The organism is Arthrobacter sp. 754, assembly GCF_040548695.1.
Taxonomy (GTDB): Bacteria; Actinomycetota; Actinomycetes; order Actinomycetales; family Micrococcaceae; genus Arthrobacter.
This window is the reverse complement of the sequence record NZ_JBEPSC010000002.1, coordinates 255,583-275,954: the sequence shown is the minus strand read 5'-3', so window position 1 is coordinate 275,954 and position 20,372 is coordinate 255,583. Positions and strand designations below refer to the sequence as shown.

General features: G+C 65.5%; 18 protein-coding genes and 1 pseudogene. 12 read left to right on the top strand and 7 right to left on the bottom strand.

Annotated elements, in window-relative coordinates:
* Window positions 1-93 precede the first annotated feature (93 nt).
* The 4 genes from ABIA70_RS06840 to ABIA70_RS06825 all read left to right on the top strand — a co-directional run bounded on the left by ABIA70_RS06840 (window position 94) and on the right by ABIA70_RS06825 (window position 3,153).
* Window positions 94-1,263, top strand: coding sequence for a sensor histidine kinase (locus ABIA70_RS06840; RefSeq protein WP_354146839.1), 1,170 nt, complete (start codon window positions 94-96; stop codon window positions 1,261-1,263).
* Window positions 1,264-1,525: 262 nt separating this feature from the next.
* The gene (locus ABIA70_RS06835; RefSeq protein ID WP_354146838.1) at window positions 1,526-1,942 is read left to right on the top strand and encodes a hypothetical protein; all 417 of its coding nucleotides are present in this window, start codon (window positions 1,526-1,528) and stop codon (window positions 1,940-1,942) included.
* A gap of 81 nt (window positions 1,943-2,023) precedes the next feature.
* Complete coding sequence (locus ABIA70_RS06830; RefSeq protein ID WP_354146837.1) at window positions 2,024-2,590, top strand: hypothetical protein; 567 nt, start codon at window positions 2,024-2,026, stop codon at window positions 2,588-2,590.
* Window positions 2,587-3,153 (top strand): hypothetical protein, encoded by a 567-nt coding sequence (locus ABIA70_RS06825; protein WP_354146836.1) that lies wholly within the window; start codon window positions 2,587-2,589, stop codon window positions 3,151-3,153. Before ABIA70_RS06830 ends, ABIA70_RS06825 begins: the two co-directional genes overlap by 4 nt.
* 68 nt (window positions 3,154-3,221) lie before the next feature.
* On the opposite strand, the gene ABIA70_RS06820 is transcribed toward ABIA70_RS06825, so the two are convergent.
* Complete coding sequence (locus ABIA70_RS06820; protein WP_354146835.1) at window positions 3,222-3,653, bottom strand: ester cyclase; 432 nt, start codon at window positions 3,651-3,653, stop codon at window positions 3,222-3,224.
* Window positions 3,654-3,785: 132 nt separating this feature from the next.
* Window positions 3,786-4,820 (bottom strand): annotated as a pseudogene (locus tag ABIA70_RS06815) (endonuclease/exonuclease/phosphatase family protein); the annotation flags it as partial.
* A 308-nt stretch (window positions 4,821-5,128) separates the two neighbouring features.
* Between ABIA70_RS06815 and ABIA70_RS06810 the strand changes: the two are divergent.
* From ABIA70_RS06810 to ABIA70_RS06790, 5 genes are all read left to right on the top strand, one after another.
* Window positions 5,129-6,085, top strand: coding sequence for a lipid kinase (locus ABIA70_RS06810; protein WP_354146834.1), 957 nt, complete (start codon window positions 5,129-5,131; stop codon window positions 6,083-6,085).
* A 229-nt stretch (window positions 6,086-6,314) separates the two neighbouring features.
* Window positions 6,315-7,418: a TerC family protein gene (locus ABIA70_RS06805; RefSeq protein WP_354146833.1), complete on the top strand. Its 1,104-nt coding sequence runs from the start codon at window positions 6,315-6,317 to the stop codon at window positions 7,416-7,418.
* A 165-nt stretch (window positions 7,419-7,583) separates the two neighbouring features.
* On the top strand, window positions 7,584-7,922 hold the full coding sequence (locus ABIA70_RS06800) for a helix-turn-helix domain-containing protein (protein WP_354147328.1): 339 nt from the start codon (window positions 7,584-7,586) through the stop codon (window positions 7,920-7,922).
* 121 nt (window positions 7,923-8,043) lie between these two features.
* Window positions 8,044-8,799 carry a hypothetical protein gene (locus ABIA70_RS06795; protein ID WP_354146832.1) on the top strand — a complete coding sequence of 252 codons (756 nt, stop codon included), beginning with the start codon at window positions 8,044-8,046 and terminating at the stop codon, window positions 8,797-8,799.
* Window positions 8,800-8,851: 52 nt separating this feature from the next.
* A complete protein-coding gene (locus ABIA70_RS06790; RefSeq protein ID WP_354146831.1) occupies window positions 8,852-10,414 on the top strand; it encodes an HD domain-containing phosphohydrolase in 1,563 nt (520 codons plus the stop codon).
* 54 nt (window positions 10,415-10,468) lie between these two features.
* On the opposite strand, the gene ABIA70_RS06785 is transcribed toward ABIA70_RS06790, so the two are convergent.
* Entirely contained in the window at window positions 10,469-11,569 is a 1,101-nt protein-coding gene (locus ABIA70_RS06785) for a methyltransferase (RefSeq protein WP_354146830.1), read from the bottom strand.
* A 203-nt stretch (window positions 11,570-11,772) separates the two neighbouring features.
* Between ABIA70_RS06785 and ABIA70_RS06780 the strand changes: the two genes are divergently transcribed.
* Window positions 11,773-12,609, top strand: a complete 837-nt coding sequence (locus tag ABIA70_RS06780; RefSeq protein ID WP_354146829.1) for a class I SAM-dependent methyltransferase — start codon at window positions 11,773-11,775, stop codon at window positions 12,607-12,609.
* A 57-nt stretch (window positions 12,610-12,666) separates the two neighbouring features.
* Here the strand turns inward: ABIA70_RS06780 and ppsA are convergent, their stop codons facing one another.
* Window positions 12,667-15,078 (bottom strand): phosphoenolpyruvate synthase, encoded by a 2,412-nt coding sequence (gene ppsA / locus ABIA70_RS06775; RefSeq protein WP_354146828.1) that lies wholly within the window; start codon window positions 15,076-15,078, stop codon window positions 12,667-12,669.
* A gap of 144 nt (window positions 15,079-15,222) precedes the next feature.
* The gene (locus ABIA70_RS06770) at window positions 15,223-16,041 is read right to left on the bottom strand and encodes a pyruvate, water dikinase regulatory protein (protein WP_354146827.1); all 819 of its coding nucleotides are present in this window, start codon (window positions 16,039-16,041) and stop codon (window positions 15,223-15,225) included.
* A 109-nt stretch (window positions 16,042-16,150) separates the two neighbouring features.
* On the opposite strand from ABIA70_RS06770, the gene ABIA70_RS06765 reads away from it, so the two are divergent.
* Window positions 16,151-17,185: an AAA family ATPase gene (locus tag ABIA70_RS06765; protein ID WP_354146826.1), complete on the top strand. Its 1,035-nt coding sequence runs from the start codon at window positions 16,151-16,153 to the stop codon at window positions 17,183-17,185.
* A 113-nt stretch (window positions 17,186-17,298) separates the two neighbouring features.
* On the opposite strand, the gene ABIA70_RS06760 is transcribed toward ABIA70_RS06765, so the two are convergent.
* The gene (locus tag ABIA70_RS06760) at window positions 17,299-17,442 is read right to left on the bottom strand and encodes an MFS transporter small subunit (protein ID WP_354146825.1); all 144 of its coding nucleotides are present in this window, start codon (window positions 17,440-17,442) and stop codon (window positions 17,299-17,301) included.
* 1 nt (window position 17,443) lies between these two features.
* A complete protein-coding gene (locus ABIA70_RS06755; RefSeq protein ID WP_354146824.1) occupies window positions 17,444-18,835 on the bottom strand; it encodes an OFA family MFS transporter in 1,392 nt (463 codons plus the stop codon).
* Between the two features lie 294 nt (window positions 18,836-19,129).
* Here ABIA70_RS06755 and ABIA70_RS06750 point away from each other — a divergent pair, with 294 nt between their 5' ends.
* Window positions 19,130-20,368, top strand: a complete 1,239-nt coding sequence (locus ABIA70_RS06750; RefSeq protein WP_354146823.1) for an MFS transporter — start codon at window positions 19,130-19,132, stop codon at window positions 20,366-20,368.
* Window positions 20,369-20,372 lie beyond the last annotated feature (4 nt).

Genomic DNA, 20,372 nt, shown 5'->3' with positions numbered 1-20,372 from the left:
GGACATAGGCACAGCCTTTGACTGGTAACCCGTGTGAGGTGCGCAGTGGTCCAAAAATATTCCATGATCAAGGTGCCACACTCTGGGCCTGAGGTGAAAAGGTCACACCGCTTCACCAGGGCAGATTTCACCGTCGTGCTGCTGGCATTTGCCCTCGAGCTCGCCAGCTTCTTTCCGGCTACCTCCGGCTCGCTCTCGGGAGTCCTGGCCGTGGCGGCTATTGTTTACGTGGCGGCGGGGTTTGTTCCACTGCTGTGGAGGCACCGCGCCCCCATGATGGTTTTCGCCGGACTCTTGCTGCATCAGGCGATCTTCGTAGTCTTCCTCACTCCGAACTACTTCACCTTCTCGGAGGTTTACCGCGTCCCTTACATGCCAATAACGGCTGTCCTGGTGGCGCTGGCGGCGGTGGCATCCGATCAGCCGCTGCGGCAGTCCCTGACAGCCTGCATCACCGCCATCGCCCTTCCTGTCCTGGTTACTTCGCCCGGCAGGCCCTTGGATGAGGATCTGTGGTTCATCGGGACCGGAGCCGTGTGGCTGGGCGGGGCCTGGGCATTCGGCCGCTTTGTGGCACGAAACCGTCTTCGCATCAGCTCGCTGGAAGAGGAGCGGCGCAAAGCTGAAGCGGCCGTGGCCCGGGAACGCGCCCACATCGCCGCCGAACTGCACGACATCGTCTCCCACGCCGTCACCGTGATGACGCTGCACGCCGCCGGTGGACGCAAAGTGATAGATTCCGATCCCCGGCGGGCCGCCCAGGCTCTGGAGGTCATCGAGTCCGTTGGCACTGAGGCGGCGCAGGAACTTGCCCGCCTTCTGGGCCTGCTGAAGCCTCACGGTGGAACGGCGGACGAAGAACAGCAAAGCCCGCTGCCGACGCTGGGCGACATTCATGGGCTGATCGAGCCTGTCCGTTCAGCGGGAGTGCAGGTGGACGTGAGGGCATCCGGGCAGGCTGGAAAGCTTGACCCCAGCGTAGGCCACGCTGCGTACCGCGTTGTGCAGGAGTCCCTGACCAACATCTCCAAGCACGCCGGATCCGGAACGAACGCGCTCATCGATCTTCGTTGGGAACCCCGTACGCTGACCCTCAACATTTCCGACGACGGCGGCGGCAGGCCCGAGAACCATCTTGACGGTACGTCGGGCTACGGGCTCCTGGGGCTCAAGGAGAGGGTGGAAGTCGCCGGGGGAAGCATCGAATGGGGGCCCAGGAACCGGGGGTTCTTCCTAAGCGCCCGGCTCCCTTCGTCGCCATAGTGCCGCCGTTCCTGACGCACCTGAGCGCGGTGAGGCCGCGTGATCGTCCCCCTTACCGTTGGTAATTATGATGCTGCGGCGGTACTGCGGAATATAGCCGTCTCGCAGATCTAATCAAGACCTGCTCAAGGTCGACGCAAATTTCACCGAGCATTCGGAAAATGCACTTGTACGCACGTTGTCCACGTGAAGAATTGGTTCATCAGGCAGGCTCGATAAAGCATTCAGCCTTGCTGACGTGAATTCACCGGGGGGAAATAGCTTGAAGCTCACAACAACTCTTATCAGCGGCGCACTCGTGTGTCTGACCCTTTCGAGCTGTGCTGCAGGATCGCCGCAATCAGTTCCGGCTGTTACACAGACCGTCACGCAGACAGCCACCGCCACCGTGACGGCCATCGCGACAGTCACAGCAGAGCCTATTGCGCCCGTTGTGGTGGCAGCCCCGACGCCAGTTGCTGCTGTTCCAACGACGGCGGTGATTCCCGGCAACGTTGTCGGAATGAACGCCGAGGCACTCGACGACGACCTCTCGGCTCTAGGCTTCAAGAAAGTCGTCTACAACTCCGACACCGGCAAGACCGTTCTGCTGCTCAGCAACTGGACGGTCACCGGGATAGACAATGCCGGGGTGGAGCAGGCCGTCGACAAGGCGGTAGTAGTTCACGTAACGAAGTAGTTGCCGCCCTCACCAAGGTAGAGACCGCGCAGTACTTTGATGACCAATGCTCTGGATGCACGGAAAGGAGGCTTTCGCCTCATGAAACGGAGCAATCAAGCACCGGAACTCACGGACAATTATGTGCAATTTATCAGGCAACTCAGTGCCGCCTCGACCAATCTGCAGGCCCGCCGCGACGTACTGAACCGAACACTTGAATTAGTCACCGTGCTGTTCAACCAGAACGTGCACGGCCTGAAACTCTGGGAAGAACGACGCATCAAACTTAGCGGGTTAGTTGCAAGCGAAACGATTTCTCCGGACAAGGCAAACTCGCTGCGGGAGCTCCATGAAATTGCCCTCGAGATGAAATCCATGTTCCTGCTCCGCAGTCAACGCGTCGAAGAGAAAAAATCTACCGTCAATGGTCACATAGCTGAAATCAACAAGTCGCTTCTCGATTTGGACAGAAGCAAGATCAAACTCCATTCGTCCCGCATGATGATGCGTGATCGCGAGAATCTCGGCAAGGCAATGGCAGGTGTTACCGGGACACCCCAAGGAGCGAGCGCCGCATCATCCGACCCGGGCCTTCGCGATGACCTCAACGAAGCCCGTCGGGCCATTGTCCTGGCCGAAGCGCTCCTTGAGCTGAAGGGGAAATGACGGTGACACAGACCCATTCCAACAAGGTCGTCATCAGGAGTTTCACTTCTGCCCAATGGGATGGGAGAAGCAATCCCAAACCCGTGAACGCCTTTGCCCCATTCCGTGGGAAGCGGCTGTGGGCTGCCATTATCGCCTTCGTCCTCCTCTGCTTCCTCGGATTTTTCCTGAGGGTGGTGATGGTACTGGCGTTTATCGGCTTAGTCATAGTGCTGATCAGGTTTGCGCGACGGCCTCGGCCCCAACACGCGTTTGTGAGTGACCTCATGGCAGATGTGAACGACGTGATGAGTGAGCTCACGGACAACTCGAATACAGGGCTGTCGGTGAAAGATCTGGCGGCTCTGCGGGATAACGAAGTGGAAATTCCATTGCCCGTCAACGGCGTATCAGGCCTAAATTTAGGCGTAGTCAGCGACAGCCGGGGTGGGGAGCGCATAGCAGCGATCGCTCGAACGGATGACAGGGTCGGGACAACAAGAATCATTGTCACGGCCACTGCACCCGATTATGGAACCGCCAGTTTCGACCGGCTTCTTCAGGCCACACTCAACGCAGAGTGACGGGGCCCCGCGTCTGCCAGCATCGACTAATCTGCAAGATACTCTGGCTTGGGCGTGCTGAGGCCGCGTCACATCCCGGGCATCAGCCCCAGCTGTCCCATCAGCGCGGCGGCGTCCGGATGGGCGCGGAACGAGGTGATCTTCCCGTCGCTGATGGACGCGAAATAGGTCCCTGTTCCCACCACGGATTTGCCCGTGGCCGGAATTTCCTGGTCCCCCATCCTCATCGGCCCCGTGTTGGTGCCGGTGAACTCCACTTCCGCAGCCACCTCATCATCACTGACCACCCGTCGAGTGGCCTTGATGCGCATGTCCGGAAAGGCCATGAACCAGGTGTCCATGTAGGCCTGGACCTGTTCCCGGGTGCGGAACGGTTCGGGGGCCATCACATCGGTAAAGGTGAAATCATCGGCCAGCAGGTCGGCGAAAGCCGCCGTATCATGCTGGTCCCAGGCCGCCATCCCACGGTCATCAAGCTGCTCTACTTCGGCACGTGACATCACACATCTCCTCCTTGAAATGTCCTGATGCGCATCATGCTAGACCCATGGAATCGACAGTCAATGGTTCGCTGCCACCTGGGGATGAAGGCCCGCACCCCACATCTGAACTGGTCCAAACACAGGGGTTGGTCAGCCGCGTACCTGCATGTCCACCCAGACGAGACGGTGGTCGCTGCTGGGGAACGGATAGACGCCCGTCAGCCGGGAGAGAGTGTCAGCCTGGGTCGGCCAGAACACCCCGGAACCGAGCACCGGAGTCCCGCGGGAGGGCAACACGTAGTCAGCCCTCAGGTTTCCCGGCGCGGTGTCGCCGAAGTCGGCGGTGTCGTACCGGGGATCACCTTCATGGGTGGCGTTGGCTCCGCCCTGCAGGGCAGCCGCTTCCACGGCACCCTCGGAGGCCGGCAATGGGTCGGTAATCCGCTTAGAGTCCAGGAGCTGGTTGACCGCGGCCTCCACGGAGTCGCCGTCGAACGGATCGGCGTTCTGGTCACCGACGATGACGAACGGTTCGCTCGGCCGGAGCCCGCGCTCCGTGCCCTCATCGTCCACGATGTACGTAGATTTATCCGGGGTGACGTAGTCGGCCCAGAACCGGATCTCATCGTGGTTGCGGCGTCCATTCCGGTCCTCAGGGCCATCAAAGGTTGGCGGCGTGGGGTGCGAGGCGAGCACGTGCAACGTTTCGCCGCCCACCTTCACCGGCACATCCCAGTGCGACTTGCTCGACAGGCGCACCACCTCGAGCTCCTCCGGGGAAAACCAGTCGGCCGGTTCGGGCGTCGCCGGGTTGTCCGGCAGAAGCGCCCCTGGCATGTCTTTCCACAGGAAGTTCTGGAACGTCCTCACGTTCTCCGTGTCGATGGGGTACTTCGACAGGATGGCCATGCCGTATTGGCCCTCGAATGCGCCGAAGCCGAAGGCATCGTCGCCGCCGGCGACGATGCCGTTGTTGTTGAGGTCGAATCCGCTGGGGATCCCGGTATTCGACGGCGCTACGTAGGCGTAGGGGTAGTCAACGGGCTCAGCCCCGCCCTGCCCGATCGCCAGGTAGTTCTCGCGGAACAGGTCAGCGGCACGCATGTTCGGCACATAGTCGAACTCATTGAGCAGGATGACGTCGGGGTCCGCGCGCTGGATGACCTCGGCAACGGTCCGCGCCTCCTGGCGACCCGCAGGTCAACAGTGTGGTCCTTTCGGGGCTCGGCGGCTGCCGGAGCCCCGCCGAAACCAATGGCGAGGCTGCCGAGAACGGCAGCAGTGGCAGCAGCGGTGAATGGGCGTCTCGTAAACATGTGACTCCTTGGCAGCAAAAATATGGCGTACTGCCGACGGTGCGTTCAACCTATGCCGCCAAGGTGACCAACAGACATACCTCAGACGAACGACGATGGCACGGAGCAGGACGAACGGAACGGATCTTGAGCCGGCGCCATAGGTAACCCACAGGTCCGCCGCCTAACATGGCCCACATGAAAGCTGCCCGCGACGCCCGCTCCGCCGCCGTTGTGATCAACGCCGGATCACGCCGAGGCGCGGCGCACCAACTTGCGGTAGACACCCTGCGAAAGGCGGGCGTGCCTATCGCCGCCGTGCACCACGTGTTGTCAGGGGCAGACTTGGCCGGGACGCTGGATCGGGTGATTGCAGACGGGCACGACCTCGTGGTTGTCGGCGGTGGCGACGGGACGGTGTCCTACGCCGCCGGCCGGGTAGCCGGCACCGACGTCGTTCTCGGCGTTCTTCCGCTGGGCACCGCCAACGACTTCGCCCGCACGCTGGAGATCCCGAGCGATCTTGCCGAAGCGTGCGCAGCGATCTCAGACGGGAAGGTGGTGGACATCGACCTCGGCCGGGCCAACGGTCAGCCCTTCCTCAACGTTGCGTCCGTGGGCCTCTCGGTGGCTGTGACGGAGGCCCTGAGCCCCCGCCTGAAGCGGTACATCGGCCCATTGGCGTACAGCCTTGCTACAGTGCGCGCTTATGCCCGGCACAAGCCGTTCCGGGCCCGTCTCGAGTTCCCGGACGGCGACCACGAGGCACTGGAGCTTGAGGACCTGCTTCAGGTGGCCGTCGGCAATGGCCGGCACTACGGCGGCGGCAACACGGTCTCCCCCACAGCAGGGATCGACGATCACACTCTCGACATCTATGCCATTGTGGCGGGGCCGCTCCGGGAGCACGTGAGTATCGCACGGCTGCTCAAGGACGGAAGCTTCATCAAACACGATCGGGTCTACCACCTGACCAGCCGAAGCGTCCGGGTAGTTACCGAGCCACCGCTGCCGGTGAACCTCGACGGCGAGATCGCCACCACCACCCCGACCGATTTCACCATCCAGCGCAACGCCGTCCACGTGGTGGTGCCCCAGAGCAGCACCAGCGCATTGTTCGACGGACCGGGCGCCGCGAACTGGCCGGCCGTTTGAAAGCTGTTTAGCTCACCGGCCCGGTGTCTCAATGATGTTGTCACCCACCAGTCGGAAGCACCCGTTGCCACAATAGGTGAAGTATGTTTCACTAATTGTGCGGAGGGGAGTATCCCCTGAATGTCCCGTCGTCACTACGGCCGACCCTGTGCGGCCCGGCGGGACAGGTCCTTCGGGACCGGGAAAGACCTCCAGTTGGTTTGAACTGACTGGAAGCGGGTGCTCCCTGATGAATGTTCCTTTCTGGGCCTGGTTGGCCGTTCTAGCCGTCATTGTCCTGATGCTGGCTGTTGACCTTTTTGCCCACCGCAAGGCCCACGTGATCGGTGTGCGGGAAGCGGCACTGTGGTCTGCAGTCTGGCTCGCCTTCGGTGTCGGCTTCGGCGTCCTGATATGGCAGGTCTATGGAGCGGAGTTTGGCCAGCAATACTTCGCTGGCTACCTGATCGAGAAATCCCTGGCCGTGGACAACGTGTTCATCTGGGCGATCATCTTCACGTACTTCGCCGTCCCCCGCGAATACCAGCACCGGGTGCTGTTCTTCGGGGTCTTGGGCGCCCTGATCTTCCGAGGCGTCTTTATCGCTGCGGGCTCCGCCATCATCGCCGGCGCCGGGTGGGTGCTGTACATCTTCGCGGCGTTCCTGCTCATCACCGGCTACCGGATGATCCGCCACCGAAACGACATGCTTGACCCGGAAAAGTCCCGGGCGCTGAAACTCTTCCGCCAACGCGTGCCCATGACGGACGACTTCCACGGCCAGCATTTCCTGATCCGCAAAAACGGTGTCTTGCTTGCCACCCCGTTGCTCGCGGTACTGGTCCTCATCGAGGTCACGGACATCATCTTCGCCGTGGACTCCATCCCGGCGATCTTCGCCGTCACCGACGAAGTGTTCCTGGTCTTCACCGCCAACGCCTTCGCCATCCTGGGCCTGCGGGCGATGTACTTCCTGCTCGCTGACATGATCCACCGCTTCATTTACCTCAAGATCGGACTGGCGCTCGTGCTGATCTGGGTCGGCATCAAAATGCTCCTCAAAATCGATATCTACTACATCCCCACCCCACTGTCTCTGGCCGTCATCGCCACCATCCTCGGGGCGTCCATCGGCCTCAGCCTCTGGGCCACCCGCGGCCAAGAACGCAGGGCTCCCGAGGGCCCGGCGCACTCCCCCTTCGGAACCGCAACACCTGCGGAAATCGCGGCCCTGGAACCACTATGGTGCAGACGCCGTGGGACGAAAGCCACCTCAACACCCCAACAGGGCGATGCCGGGAAATCAGACGCGGATCCGCACTCACCTACAAAGAGTGACGCACGTGAAAGATGAAGCGGTCCGCCCGGTGGCGGCACTGATACTTGACGGGGCGGGGGCGCCTGCTCCCGTCAGGAATGATGCCGCTACCATCGCAGCCATCAGCAAGGAGAAACCATGACAATCCCACCACCCGGTTCGGCAGAGGGACCGAGGCCACCGCATCCTCCAGCACCGCCAATACCTTCACGCCCAACCTGGACGTTTCTCACGAATCACGGGCATGTCCTGCTGGCGGTGGCAGCAGACCCTGACGCCCGCGTGAACGACATCGCCGCGAAGGTCGGGATCACTCCACGCGCAACCCTGCAGATTCTCAAGGATCTCGATGACGGCGGATATGTGCACCGCAGCCGGGACGGACGACGGACCCGCTATGCCATTGAACCCCACCAGCATTTCCGGCACCCGGCCGCAGCAACGAGGGAAGTGGACGGACTGATCGGCCTCTTCGCAGACCCCCGGCCCTCAACCGCGGAGGAGCCACCCCCGGACATTCGTTCATCCCCGACCGCATGACCGCACCGGAAACGGGCCTGCACCAGCTGCCGCCCGGCCAGCCGAGAAAAATGGGGCAGTTGCCTCATGCCCTTGCTGCGGCCCGGTCATAGGCTCGGGTCATCGAGAAAAGGAGGCGGCCATGACCATCTACCAGCCGCAGTCATCAGCAGAGGCAACACCGAAACTTGCCGACCTTCCCGAGGACGCTGCCGAGCATTTCGCCGGCTACGCCGTCTTGGGCCTGCCTTTTACCAGCGGCCATTACCTGGCCTTCCGGGATTTCCCGGTGAACTCCGTTGGCCCCGGCTACCGCTCCGTCTGGCACCGCACGCCCGGCGGCGAGTGGACCATCTATGCCAACGCTGCGCCCGAGTTCAGCTGCGCCCGCTACTTCGGGACAGCCGTCCACCACACGGTAGAGACCGACGTCGACATCCAGTGGAGCGGGCCGTTCACCGCCGTGATCACGGTTCCGGGCGTTGTGGACTGGCGTCTGCAGCTGGGCGCATCCGCGGCCACAACGATGCTGACCGCGATGGCAGTGCGGATGCCGGAGAGCCTGTGGCGAAACGAGCTGGTGCTCCGGGCCATGGGAGCATTCGCCGGTCCGCTGCTCGGCGCGGGCAGGATGAAGGTCTCGGGTGTGGTGCCCAACGGCCAGACGTTCCAGGCCCAGCCGCGGCAGTTGTGGCTCGTGACCGATTCCCAGGCCACCATCAGGGGTGAGGACGCGGGGGTTCCGGGTGCACTGCCGGTACAGGACCACCTGGCGGACTTCTGGCTTCCGCAACGTGGACTGTTCGGAGCGCAGGTGGGCGTCAGGTTCCCGTCCACGGCCCATGCCGCCGGGCCAGATCTTGTCCAGGCACGGACCGGGAAGAACCAGGCGGCATAACGGCCGGCGCGGTCCCTACTGCCTTGGCTGGCGGCTTCCTAGAATGGCAGGTGTGAAGCAGTCATCGGCTGACCCCCGCCGCAGCGAAGTCCTGGCCGCAATCTCGCTCGCCATTGACCTGGGACTGGGGCAGCCGATGGAGCACATGCTGCGTGCGTCCCTGCTGGCGTTACGGATCGCCGGGGCCGCGGGCGTTGACGCCGCCGGCCAGGGCAGGATCTACTACGCCAACCAGCTGGCCTGGATCGGCTGCCACGCGGATTCCTTTGAACTCGCCGCGCTGTTCACGGACGATATCGCCTTCCGCGCCGACTACTACAACCGCGACCAGCACGGCCTGCCCATGTACGCCGGCATGTTCAGCCACGCCGGCGCCGGCCTCCCGCCGCTGGCCCGTGTTGCCCAGTGGACGCGTTTCGCGGCGACGGGCAGCGGGGCGGTGCGGACCATGATTGCCTCGCACTGCGTCTCCGCCGGGGTCCTGGCCAGCAGTGTAGGGCTCGACGACGGCGTGGCAGGACTGCTCACCCACACCTTCGAGCGGTGGGACGGCAAGGGCCTGCCGGAGGGTGTGGCGGGGCCGGAAATTCCGCTGGAGATGCGGATCATGCATCTCGCGGACACGGCGGAGGTCTTCCTGCGGAGGGAAGGCGTGGCCGGTGCGGTGGCCATGGTGCGGGCGCGCCGCGGCAGCCAGTTCGATCCGGCACTGGCCGGGCTGTTCATCGACCAGGCCGAGGCACTCACCGAGGGCCTCCTCGACGTTGACTGCTGGCAGGCGGCCCTTGACCTGGCCCCCACTGACGCTCCCCTGACAGGCGGCCAGCTGGATGCGGTGCTGCGCGCGATCGGCGACTTCGCAGACCTGAAGTCTCCCTACACGGCAGGACACTCCCGCGCAGTAGCGGCCCTTGCAGCCGCCGCGGGCGAGGAGCATGGGCTGCCGGCCGACGACGTCACGGAGCTCCGCCGCGCAGGCTGGGTTCACGATCTGGGCCGGCTGGGCGTGTCCAACCAGGTGTGGGACAAGAAGGAACCCCTCTCCGGGCTGGAGCTGGAACGTATCCGCATGCATCCGTTCCTGGGAGAGCGGATCCTCAGCCGCGTTCCCGGACTCAAGGGCGAGGCCGCCCTCGCCGGCTCACACCACGAGCGGCTCGACGGGTCCGGCTACCCACGAGGGATCGGCGGAACGGAGCTGGGGATAAAGCAGCGGATCCTGGCGGCCGCGGACTCCTACCATGTCTCCCTGGAGCCGCGCCCGCACCGGCCAGCGCTCACCCCGGCTGATGCGGCCGCCAGGCTCCGGCAGGAGGTTTCGGCCGGGAGGCTCGGCACCGAAGCCGTGGAGGCCGTGCTCGTGGCCGCCGGCCAGCAGCCCCGCCGTCCGCATGCTGCCGCGGCGGGACTCACCCCGCGGGAAGTGGAAATCCTCGGCATGCTGTGCCGCGGAATGACTCCGGCCGAGATCGCCGCCAGTCTGTTTCTTGCCCGGAAGACCGTCCGCAACCACGTGGAGCACATCTACACCAAGATCGGTGCAACCAACCGCGTGGGTGCCACCTTGTTCGCGATCAGGAACGGCCTGACCGAGTACGGGGTCGCCCCCAAGTAGCGGTCCCGTCCCTGGCCCCGCAGCCGGGCCTGGTGTGGCACATCTCTCTTGTGTCTATCGGGGCACAAGCCGCCACAACGACGTGACCTCGGCCGTGCGCGCCGCGAACAGAGGATCCTCTCGGTCCGATGCCTTCGGATGCGTTGGCTTGGTGTCGAGCCGTTCCACCACCTTCAGCCCGGCCGCCTCAATGGCGGCCAGCAGGTCCTCACGCGACCGCAGGCCAAGGTGCTCGGCGAGGTCCGAAAGGACAAGCCAGCCCTCACCGCCAGGCTCCAGATGGTCTGGGAGTTCGTTCAGGAAGCGGAACAGCATCCTGCTCCCGGGGTCGTAGACGGCGTTGTCCAGGCTGGAATGGGGCGTGGCCGGAATCCAGGGCGGGTTGCACACGATCAGCGGCGCCCGTCCGGGCGGGAACATGTCGGTCAGGACAGCCTCAGCACGGTCCTGGACACCGAGGTTCCGGAAATTTTCAGCGGCGCAGGCGATGGCACGCGGTTCATTGTCAGTCGCGATCACGCGGCGGACGCCACGGCGGGCGAGGACGGCAGCGAGCACCCCGGTGCCGGTTCCGACGTCGAACGCCAGCGTGTCAGAGGGCAGCGCAGCGGCCGCCACGAGATCCACATACTCGCTCCTGGTGGGGAAGAACGTGCCGTAATGCGGATGGATGCGGCCCTGGAGGGCATCGACGTAGACGCCGTTCCGCCGCCACTCGTGGGCCCCGATTGCCCCGACAAGCTCAAGCAGGGACACCACGGAGGATTCGCCGATGTCACCGTACGCTTCGGCGGCGGCTTCCCGGATATCCGGTGCGCGGCGCAGTGGCACCACCGGTCCCGGATCAAGCGGAATCAGCAGCAGGCCGAGAATACGTGCACGGTGCGAGCGCGACTGGCGGTGCCGGTAAAACTTCTCGGCCGGAGTTCCTGCAATCTTCTTTCCGGCGCCCACCCGGCGGTCCAGCGCGTTGAGGATCTGCCGCGCGTTGTGGAAGTCACCGTGCCAGAGCATCGCGATCCCCTGTGACGCCATCCGGTACGCTTCATCGGCCGTGAGGGAGTCGGAGACCACTTCGACGCGTGTCGGGGCAGGCCTGCCGTTCGCCGAACGCCACCGCGCGGCCCGGCTCTCGCCACCCTCGATCCAGGTCACGACGGCGGGCCCGTCCACCGCAGCGGTGCTCGGGGCCTTGGGGTCCGGCGTCGGGATTCCCGCGGGGGCTGGTGATTCGCTGCTGATAGAGGTTCCGTTCCAAGATATTGGGGCTCGGATACGGGCCGCTGGAGCCCTTGAACCTACCTTGTCAGGATACAGGGGTGCTTCCGATGGCATGGATCGGCGTATAACGTGATGGCGTGATCGTCCCCAACATTTCCCAGAACGCCGTAGCGGTTGCGGATCACTACGACGAGCTCGATCCGATTTACCGGCGGGTGTGGGGCGAGCATGTCCATCACGGGCTATGGACGACGGGCCGCGAGACGCCCGCCGAAGCCGTCGAGGCGCTGGTGGACACGGTCGACGACCGGCTTCGCCTGATGCCCGGCGAGGCGTGCGTGGACATCGGCTGCGGCTATGGCTCCACCGCAAGGCAGCTCGCACTGACACGCGGGGTCAGCGTCACCGGCTTCACGCTTTCCGCTGAGCAGGCCCGCTACGCCGCAGCGCACCCCGCACCCGGCGTGGACATCCATCTCCGCGACTGGCTCGTCAACGGGCTGCCCGACGCCTCGGCCAGTGCTGCATGGGCGATCGAGTCCAGCGAGCACATGGTGGACAAGCCCAGGTTCTTCGCCGAGGCGCATCGAGTCCTCGCGCCCGGCGGCCGCTTCGTGGTCTGCGCGTGGCTGGCCGAGACTGATGCCAGCGGCTGGAAGGTCCGCCACCTGCTCGAGCCGATCTGCCGCGAAGGGCGCCTGCCCTCGATGGGCACGCGCGAGGAGTATGAGGCGATGGCCAGGGCGGCGGGCTTTACGGTCAATGGCTATGAGGATGTCAGCCACCGCGTCGCGCGGACATGGACCATCTGCGCCCGTCTGCTGGTGAAGGCCCTGCTCGCCGACCGGCAGACCCGCCGCCTCGCCCTTGGCGCACGCAACCGCATCTTCGTTCTGAGCATTCCCCGCCTGATCCTGGCCTACCGCACCGGTGCGATGCGCTACGGGATATTGACGCTGTCGAAGGCGCAGTAAAGCGTGCCGCCGTCGGGATTCCCGACGGCGGCACGCAGCTCAGCGGGTCAAAGGCGCTTAGTGCGCCACAGCAGCGGCCTGGCCTTCAGCCTCAGCCGCAACACCCGCGAGCCGCAGCCAGGTGTCCACCACGGTGTCCGGGTTCAGGGAGACCGACTCGATGCCTTCCTCCACCAGCCACTCGGCGAGGTCCGGGTGGTCGCTGGGGCCCTGGCCGCAGATGCCCACGTACTTGCCGCGCGCCTTGCAGGCCTTGATGGCCATGCTGAGGAGTTTCTTGACCGCGGGGTCGCGCTCATCGAACCCTGCGGACACGATCGCCGAGTCCCGATCCAGGCCGAGCGCCAGCTGGGTCATGTCGTTGGAGCCGATGGAGAACCCGTCAAAGTGGTCCAGGAACTCGTTGGCCAGCAGCGCGTTGGACGGCAGCTCGCACATCATGATCACTTCCAGGCCGTTCTCGCCGCGCCGAAGCCCGTTCTCGGCCAGCAGCTCGATGACGCCGCGGGCCTCGTCCAGGGTCCGCACGAACGGGATCATCAGCTTGACGTTGGTCAGGCCCATCTCGTTGCGGACGAAGGACAGGGCCTCGCACTCAAGGTCGAAGCAGTCCCGGAAGGACGGCTCCAGGTAGCGTGACGCGCCGCGGAAGCCCAGCATCGGGTTCTCCTCGTGCGGCTCGTACGCCGGTCCGCCCAGGAGGTTGGCGTACTCGTTGGACTTGAAGTCGGACATGCGCACAATCACCGGCTCGGGCGCGAACGCGGCGGCGATGGTGGACACCCCTTCGGCCAGGCGCTTGATGTAGTAGTCCCGCGGGCTGGCGTAGGCGGCGATCCGCTCCCGGATCTGCGCCTGGACGTTCGCGGGTTCGGTGTCCAGGTTCAGCAGGGCCTTGGGGTGGATGCCGATCTGCCGGTTGATGATGAACTCGAGCCGGGCCAGCCCCACACCGTGGTTGGGCAGCTGGGCGAACGTGAACGCCTGCTCCGGGGTGCCCACGTTCATCATCACTTTGACCGGCGCATCGGGCATCTTGGTGATCCCGGTTTCCTCCACGGTGAAGTCCAGCAGGCCCGCGTAAATGGTTCCTGTCTCGCCGTCGGCGCAGGAGACGGTGACCTCAACTCCGTCGGACAGTGAGTCCGTGGCGGAACCGGTACCGACGACGGCGGGGATCCCCAGTTCGCGGGCGATGATGGCCGCGTGGCAGGTCCGGCCGCCGCGGTTGGTGACGATGGCGGAGGCGCGCTTCATGATCGGTTCCCAGTCCGGGTCCGTCATGTCGGCCACCAGGACGTCGCCGGTCTGGAACGCGGCCATCTGGTCGATGGCGGTGAGGATGCGGACGCTGCCGGCGCCGATGCGCTGGCCGATCGCGCGGCCCTCGGCCAGGACCGGGCCGGTCTCGTTGAGGCGGAAGCGGCTCTGGCTGCCGGGAGCGCGGCGGGACTGCACCGTCTCCGGGCGTGCCTGCAGGATGTACAGGCCGCCGTCGATCCCGTCCTTGCCCCATTCGATGTCCATGGGACGGCCGTAATGGTTCTCGATGGCCACGGCGTGCCGGGCCAGCTGCTCCACGTCCTCGTCGCTGAGGCTGAAGCGGTTCCGCAGGGACGCCTCCACCGGGACGAAGTCGATCGTGCGGCCGATCTCCTGGTTGTCCGTGTAGGTCATCTGCAGGGCCTTCTCCCCCAGGCCCCGCTTGAGGATGGCGGGGCGGCCGGCCTGCAGCGCCGGCTTGTAGACATAGAACTCATCCGGGTTCACGGCGCCCTGGACCACGGCCTCGCCGAGGCCGTAGGAGGAGGTGACGAACACGGCGTCCTGGAACCCCGATTCGGTGTCCATGGTGAACATGACACCGGAGGCCCCGACGTCGGAGCGCACCATCCGCTGGATGCCGGCGGAGAGTGCCACGTCGGCGTGCTCGAACTTGTGGTGGACCCGGTAGGCGATGGCGCGGTCGTTGTAGAGCGACGCGAACACATCCTTGATGGCGGCCAGGATGTTCTCGATCCCGCGGACGTTCAGGAAGGTTTCCTGCTGCCCGGCGAAGGAGGCGTCCGGGAGGTCTTCCGCCGTCGCGCTCGAGCGCACGGCCCAGGAGAGGTCGTCGGTGCCGCCGTGCTTTTCCACCAGTTCCCGGTAGGCGTCCCGGAGCTGCGCTTCGAAGTCCGGCAGGAAGGGCGTCTCGCGGATCAGGGTCCGGATCTCCTGGCCGGCAGCGGCCAGGGCCGTCACGTCGTCGGTGTCCAGGCCCACCAGCCTGTCGACGATCCGCTGGTCCAGGCCGGAATCGGCCAGGAAGCTGCGGTAGGCATCCGCGGTGGTGGCGAACCCGTCCGGCACCTGGACGCCGGCGGAGGTCAGGTTCTGCACCATCTCCCCGAGCGAGGCGTTCTTGCCGCCCACGCGGTCCAGGTCCTTGAGTCCGAGTTCCGAGAACCACAGGATGTCTGTTGCCATAGTTACTGCTCCTTTGCAGAGGGTGCGTGCAGGGGCCCTGCTCACGGCGGTGACCGCGTGAGGACACAAATCCCCTCCACATTGACAGGCCGGGGGGAGGCGCGCCACATGAGATGCGCCACACCCAGTTTGTGAAAGTTTTCCCTAATGCTTGAGGTTCATCCTCTGCAGGATGGTGGCCGCCATCTCCTCAACGGACACGCTGGCCGAGTTCAGGTAGGGAATCCCGTGTAATTCGTAGAGCCGCTCCGCGCTGCGCAGCTCGAATCCGCACTGCCGCAGCGAGGCGTAGGGTGAGCCCCGGCGCCGCTCGGTCCGGACCTGGCTCAGCCGCAGCGGGTTGGTGGTCAGGCCGAAACATTTCGACACGAACGGCTTCAGCGACTTGGGCAGCCCTTCCCGTTCGAAGTCCTCCTCCACCAGCGGGAAGTTCGCGGCGAAGATCCCGTGCTGCAGCGCCAGGTACATGGTGGTTGGGGTCTTCCCGCAGCGGGACGGGGCCACCAGGATGACCTGCGCCTTCTCCAGGGCACGCAGGCTCTGGCCGTCGTCGTGCTCCATGGCATACTCGACGGCGGCCATCCGGGACTGGTAGCGCTCGGCGTTCCCCAGGCCGTGCGCCCGCCCGGGTTCCCCGCTGGCGTGGCTGCCCAGCGCCTGCTCCAGCTGGTCCACGTACGTCCCGATGAGGTCAACGATGATCCCCTGGCAGGCCGAGAGGGTCTGCCGGATCTCGCTGCTGACCGCCGTCGAAAAGACAAGCGGCGTGGGGCCGGTGGCTGCGACGCCGTCGATGATCCCCACAACGGACCGGGCCTGCTCAACGGTGGTGATGAACGGGATGGTGATGCGGTCGAAATTGTTCCCGGGGAACTGCGTCAGCAACGTGTTGCCCAGCGTTTCCGCCGTGATGCCGGTGCTGTCCGAGAGGAAATAGACAGGCCGAAGAGCGTCAGTGGTCATTTCATGACTTTAGCGGGCGGTTGCCAGATGCCGCCGCCTGAGGGCCTGTACCGCGGAAATGGTGAGGCCAGCCCCATCCCGGTCGGGAATCGAGTACTACAGTGGATGCATGGCTGCCAGCCGCAATCCGCTCGAGGAGCTGCGCGAAACCATCGGCCGTCTGGCCGATCAGATCAAGCTGCCCGGTTCGGAGCGCGTGGACGACCTGGTGGGCGATCTCGTTGCTGCGAGGCCCGGGCCGGCCCGGCCGCTATCCGAGGTGCAGGCCGAGCTCGACGCGCTGGTCGGACTGGAGACAGTAAAGGAACAGGTGCGGGCGCTCGTCGCACTGCTCCAGGTCCAGGCCCGCCGTAAGGCGCACGGCCTGCCGGAGGTGGCCACATCACAGCATCTGGTGTTCCTCGGAAACCCGGGCACGGGCAAGACCACCGTGGCGCGGCTCCTGGCCGAGATGTACCGCGCGGTCGGTCTGCTGCAAAAAGGCCACCTGGTGGAGGTGGACCGTTCGGGCCTGGTGGGGCAGTACGTCGGCACGACCGCCATCAAGACGGACAGGGTGATCCGGCGTGCGCTGGACGGCGTCCTGTTCATCGACGAGGCCTACGCGCTGGCCCCGGAGGACGGCCGGATGGACTTCGGCCCCGAGGCGATCGAGGTCCTGCTCAAGCGGATGGAGGACCACCGCCACCGCCTGGTGGTGATCGTGGCCGGGTACCCGCGGCTGATGGAGTCCTTCTTGCTCTCGAACCCCGGGCTGCGCTCCCGGTTCGCCCGCGAGATCACGTTCCCGGACTACTCCGTCGACGCACTCCAGATGATCTTCCACCGGATGCTGGCCCAGCACGAGTACATTCTGGAGCCGGGTGCGGACCAGATGCTGCGCCGCATCTTCACCGGGCTCCACGCGGGCGAGGACTCCGGCAACGCGCGGTTCGCCCGCACGCTGTTCGAGCAGGCGCTCAACCGTCAGGCGCTGCGGCTGTCGCGCGACGAGGAACAAAGCCTCGACGCGCTCGATCGTGAGGCCGTCATGACGCTCACCGGGGACGACATCGTCGAGGCCGCGCTGGCCCTGGGCGAGGAGCCTGAGCCTGAACCGACGCCGGAACCGGAGCGGCCACGCTGGTGGCGCTGGATGGTCTGACCGGATCAGCCGCGGTTGTCGGGCGACTGCCCCGTCCCGGCCCGGAGCGGGAAAAGTGCGTGCCGCCGTCGTGAATTCACGACGGCGGCACGCGGCCGTTCGGGCGTATTGGCTCAGCCGAACAGCGCCGCCACCCGGGTCAGGGTTTCGTAGACGCCGTAGGCCAGCGGCACTCCTACGAGGGCCCAGGCCACGCCGAGCCTGCCGGTGGACGGTTTCACCGGCGTATGCGCGCCGGGGGTGTGTGCTGTGCTCATCTCAGGCCTCCATGGCTGGTTCGTACCGACCACGGTCGGTACGGGGTTCGTGGAATCGTGCGTCGACGGGCTTGACCAGCAGGTTGGCTACGAAGCCGATTACCAGCAGCCCCACCATGGTCAGCAGTGCCGGCTGGTAGGACGCGGCGTCCAGCTGTCCGGGTTTGCCCTGGGCGTCCAGGAAGGCGTTGACGATCAGCGGTCCGGCGATGCCGGCGGCGGACCAGGCGGTCAGGAGCCGGCCGTGGATAGCGCCCACCTGGAACGTGCCGAAGAGGTCGCGCAGGTAGGCCGGGACGGTCGAGAAGCCGCCGCCGTAGAAGGAGATGATAACGAAGGCAAGCGCCACGTAGAGGACCGTGCTGGTGGAACCGGCCAGGGCCAGCACGGTGTAGAGCACGGCGCCGACACCGAGGTACACCATGTAGATACGCTTGCGGCCGGTGACGTCGGAGGTGGCGGACCAGGCGAACCGCCCGGACATATTGCCGATCGAAAGCAGTCCCACGAAGCCGGAGGCCACCGCGGCACTGACGAGGGAAACGCCGTCGGACTGGCGGAAGAAGTCCTGGATCATCGGCGCGGCCTGTTCCAGGATGCCGATGCCCGCGGTGACGTTGCAGAACAGGGCGATCCAGACAAGCCAGAACTGTTTGGTTTTGATGGCGTTCTTGGCGGAGACGTTCTCCGTGGTGACGAGGGTGGCGGCCTTGACCTTGGACTGGTCAAACCCGGCCGGCTTCCAGCCCTCGGCGGGAACCCTGATGGTGAAGGCGCCGAAGAGCATGTATGCGAGGTAGACGGCGGCGAGGGTCAGGAAGAGCTTGCCCACGGAGTCCCCGCTGGCCACCCAGCCCTTGGCACCGGAGTTGGGATCGTACATCTTCAGCAGTGCGGTGGAGACGGGGCTGGCGATCAGGGCGCCGCCGCCGAAGCCCATGATGGCCATGCCGGTGGCCAGGCCCGGCCGGTCCGGGAACCACTTGATCAGGGTGGAAACCGGTGAGATGTAGCCGATGCCCAGGCCGATGCCGCCCACAAACCCGTAGCCAAGGTAGACGAGCCACAGCTGGTTGGTGAAGATGCCGAGCGAGCCGATCAGGAAGCCGCTGGCCCAGAACACGGCCGAGGTGAACATCGCCTTGCGCGGCCCGTTCTTGTCCACCCAGGTGCCCATGATCGCGGCCGAAAGGCCGAGCATCACGATGGCGATGGAGAAGATGACGCCGATCTCGGTCAGGCTGGCCCCGAAGTGCTTGACCAGTGCCGTCTTGTACACGCTCGTGGCGTAGGCCTGGCCGATGCAGAGGTGGACGGCGAGCGCCGCGGGCGGCACCAGCCAGCGGTTGAATCCCGGCGGGGCAACAGTTCGTTCACGGTCCAGCCAGCCCATATTTGCTCCTCTTGCCTGTCAAAGACGTCGGTGTCCAGCGATCTGGAGGCGAAAGACCCTGTAATGGACCAATGCCTCCGGCAATCATGGTGCAGATACTAAGCAAACGTACGGTTAATGCGTTGAACGGTAGGAGATTCACGGCGAACGGTTGAGGGCGGGCCGCTGCCGCCCGGTTGTCGCAAAGCACGCCCCGCACGTTAACAATTCGTTTATCGGGTAAATTTAAGGGAGGAATCGACGGGCGAGCGGCCCCGGTTCCATCCCCCTCCTCCTTGAATGGACCCCTTCCCCATGTCCTCCGCGACGCCCATGCCCGCGCCCCAGCGATTCCCGGTGGCAGCCATGATGGTCCTGGCCACCATCGCCTTCACCGCCATTACCACTGAACTGCTCCCCTCCGGCCTGCTCCCCCAGATCAGCACCGGCCTGAACGTCTCCGAACCGGTGGCCGGCTACCTGGCGGCCGCGTACGCCGCCGTCATCGTCGTCACCGTGGTGCCCGCCGCCCGGCTGCTCGGCAAAGTCCCCCGGCGGCCACTGCTCGTGGCGCTCGTCCTGACGTTCACCATCAGCAACGCCCTGGTGGGCCTGGCCCCCGACTTCACCGCCGCGATGATCGCGCGGCTGGTGGGCGGCCTGGCGCACGGCCTGCTCTGGACCACCATGGCACCGTACGTCGCACGTGTGGTCCCGGCCGACAAGGTGGGCAAGGCCCTGGCCATCGTCTTCAGCGGCAACAGCCTGGGCCTGGCCATCGGCGCACCCATCGGCACCGCCCTGGGCAGCTTCCTCGGCTGGCGCGCGGCATTCCTCTCACTCGCCGGCTTCGGGCTGCTCCTGGCCGTACTAGGGTTCTTCCTCCTGCCGTCGGTCCGGCGCGTCGCCGGCGAGGCCCGGCCTTCACTCCGCGCGGCCATCGCCCAGCCCGGCGTCAAACCCGTTGCCATCGCCTGGCCGCTGCTGGTCCTGGCCCACTTCGCGCTCTTCACCTACATCGCCCCGTACATCCGCGAGGCCGGCCTCCCCGACTACGCCATCACCCTCTCCCTCACCGTGCTGGGCGTCTCCGGCCTGCTCGGCATCTGGATCGCCGGACTCACCGTCGACTCCCACCCCCGCCGCTCGCTCCTGATCACGACGGCGGCAATTGCCGCCTCGATGCTCGCGTTGCCGTTCGTGGGCGGCAGCCTCGCCTTCGCCCTGGTGCTGATGACGGTCTGGGGCGCCGGACTGGGAGCGATCGGCATCTACAACCAGTCAGCCATCCTCCGTGCCGGCCGTGAAAACAAGGACGCCGCCAACGGCCTCACCGTCCTGACCATCCAGCTGGGCATCACCATCGGGGCCCTCTACGGCTCCGCCGCCCTGGTGGTGGCAGGTCCGCTGCTGGTCCCGGCCGCCGCGGCCCTCCCGGTCATTGCCGCCCTGGTGATCGCCTACGCGGGAAAGACGGCCGCCTACCCGCCCGGCCCCCGCGAGTCCGTCTGGAAGCAGCCGAGGCCGATCAAGGAACGCGAAGGCACACGCTAAAGGT

Coding starts and splice junctions, on each gene's coding strand:
- ABIA70_RS06830 (WP_354146837.1), top strand. CDS start 2,024: ATGAAACGGAGCAATCAAGCACCGGAACTCACGGACAATTATGTGCAA.
- ABIA70_RS06825 (WP_354146836.1), top strand. CDS start 2,587: ATGACGGTGACACAGACCCATTCCAACAAGGTCGTCATCAGGAGTTTC.
- ABIA70_RS06820 (WP_354146835.1), bottom strand. CDS start 3,653: ATGTCACGTGCCGAAGTAGAGCAGCTTGATGACCGTGGGATGGCGGCC.
- ABIA70_RS06810 (WP_354146834.1), top strand. CDS start 5,129: ATGAAAGCTGCCCGCGACGCCCGCTCCGCCGCCGTTGTGATCAACGCC.
- ABIA70_RS06805 (WP_354146833.1), top strand. CDS start 6,315: ATGAATGTTCCTTTCTGGGCCTGGTTGGCCGTTCTAGCCGTCATTGTC.
- ABIA70_RS06795 (WP_354146832.1), top strand. CDS start 8,044: ATGACCATCTACCAGCCGCAGTCATCAGCAGAGGCAACACCGAAACTT.
- ppsA (WP_354146828.1), bottom strand. CDS start 15,078: ATGGCAACAGACATCCTGTGGTTCTCGGAACTCGGACTCAAGGACCTG.
- ABIA70_RS06770 (WP_354146827.1), bottom strand. CDS start 16,041: ATGACCACTGACGCTCTTCGGCCTGTCTATTTCCTCTCGGACAGCACC.
- ABIA70_RS06765 (WP_354146826.1), top strand. CDS start 16,151: ATGGCTGCCAGCCGCAATCCGCTCGAGGAGCTGCGCGAAACCATCGGC.
- ABIA70_RS06760 (WP_354146825.1), bottom strand. CDS start 17,442: ATGAGCACAGCACACACCCCCGGCGCGCATACGCCGGTGAAACCGTCC.
- ABIA70_RS06755 (WP_354146824.1), bottom strand. CDS start 18,835: ATGGGCTGGCTGGACCGTGAACGAACTGTTGCCCCGCCGGGATTCAAC.
- ABIA70_RS06750 (WP_354146823.1), top strand. CDS start 19,130: ATGTCCTCCGCGACGCCCATGCCCGCGCCCCAGCGATTCCCGGTGGCA.